Here is a 1,684-nt window from a genome sequence, read left to right on the forward strand (position 1 = left end):
CGGAGTTTGTCAACATAGTTGTCGCAATTTATACATTTAATTTTTTTATGATGATGCCTTTTCTATAATGAGAAGTTCTTCTTCTTTTATTGGATTCAAAGACACATATTTGGGTAAATCCCAATTTCTAATTTCTCTACTCCACCTTTCAGGATGGTTCTCTTTTGCCATTGCATACACTCTTTTTCTATTCTCCATAATGTTTTTGTCCAAGCTATAATGCCTCTGGTATGGGGTCAAATATTTGATACCGCTATGCATATGTACATTGTTGTACCAATAGACAAACTTCGTTACCCACTCACGCGCGTCAGAAATACTTACAAATCCACCGTTAGGGAATGAGGGCACATACTTCATTGTTTTAAATAACGATTCTGAGTATGGATTATCGTTGCTTACTCTGGGGCGTGAAAATGAGCTCTGAACCCCAAGTTTCTCTAATGTAGCAAGGAACGTTGCAGCCTTCATAGGACTTCCATTATCGGAGTGAAGTATAAGAGGCTTACCTAATATTTTTTGAGAAAGGAGCGCACGGCTAACAAGGATCTTGGCATATTCTGCATTCTCTGTTTCCCAAACTTCATAACCAACAATCATACGGCTGAACATATCTAGTATTAGATATAGCTTAAAATATAGACCTTTCACAGAGCCATCAAGCCATGTGATATCCCATGTCCAAACTTGGTTTTGCGCGGTTGCTATATGAGTAGGTGCAACTCTTTTCACGGGCGCCTTCGGCTTAAATCTATGAGTGTTTTGTTTTTCTTCTCTAAGTATTCTATGAATCGTAGATTCCGAGGCAATATAAATTCCCTGATCAGCTAGCTTTGGTACTATTTGTGCAGGTACTAAATCGGCATAGTCATTACTATTTATTACCTGAATAATCTCGGCTCTTTCTTCATCACTAAGTTTATTCTTAGGAGGCTTCCTACATGCTAGCGGGCGTTTATCTTCCGTTGATTCAGGAGTTAGTGACCATCTCTCATAAGTCCTAGTCGATATTCCAACTTCATAGCAGCATGGTCTTAACCTAGCACCGGAATGTACAGCTTCATTAATCAGTTCTAAAGCTTTAATGCGATCTGAGGCACTGATTAGTCTTCCTCTTGGTCCCCCCAAATCGCATGAACGTTTTTTCTTAGTACTAGTAGTGCTGCGGTTTCAGCTAAAGCTTTCTCTTTAAACCTAAGCTCTTTTTGAATCTTTATGACTTTATCCTTTTCTTCTTTTAGCTCACCTTTTAACTTTTTAGGATCTTCGATGCTGCCATTGTTTGCATTCATGCATTGTGATTTCCATACCTTTATATCATCTTTATATGTACCTTTTCGCCGGCAATATTCACTAAGCTCTTGCTCGTTTAAAGTAGCCGACTCAAGAACCATATGAAACTTTTCCTCTGATGTCCAATCCCCATTTAGTCTTAAAATCTTTATTCCTTCTTTTCTCTCAGCGTCTTTAATCCATTTATAAATTGTACCTTTATTTATCTTTTTATCTAGAGATACTTTAGTTATGCTTTCTTTTTCAGAACCAGTTACTCTTGCTAGTACTTCTTTTCTTACTTCTTCAGAATAGCCAATTTTACTCACCATGTTTTATTGCTCCTCTCGTAAAGCCTATACAGTATAGTATACTATATTTCTCTCTACGACAACTATCTTAACACATAGGG

At 37.4% G+C, this 1,684-nt stretch carries 2 protein-coding genes; both read right to left on the bottom strand.

Going from position 1 to position 1,684, the window contains the following annotated elements:
* Nucleotides 1-45 precede the first annotated feature (45 nt).
* Nucleotides 46-1,128 (bottom strand): IS3 family transposase, encoded by a 1,083-nt coding sequence (locus KPL38_RS19140; protein WP_216290727.1) that lies wholly within the window; start codon nucleotides 1,126-1,128, stop codon nucleotides 46-48.
* Nucleotides 1,104-1,604 carry a hypothetical protein gene (locus tag KPL38_RS19145; protein WP_216290728.1) on the bottom strand — a complete coding sequence of 167 codons (501 nt, stop codon included), beginning with the start codon at nucleotides 1,602-1,604 and terminating at the stop codon, nucleotides 1,104-1,106. The genes KPL38_RS19140 and KPL38_RS19145 overlap by 25 nt, the downstream gene beginning before the upstream one ends.
* Nucleotides 1,605-1,684 lie beyond the last annotated feature (80 nt).

Origin of the sequence: Clostridium psychrophilum (genome assembly GCF_018861705.1) — a bacterium.
In the GTDB taxonomy this organism is placed as follows: domain Bacteria; phylum Bacillota; class Clostridia; order Clostridiales; family Clostridiaceae; genus Clostridium_AD; species Clostridium_AD psychrophilum.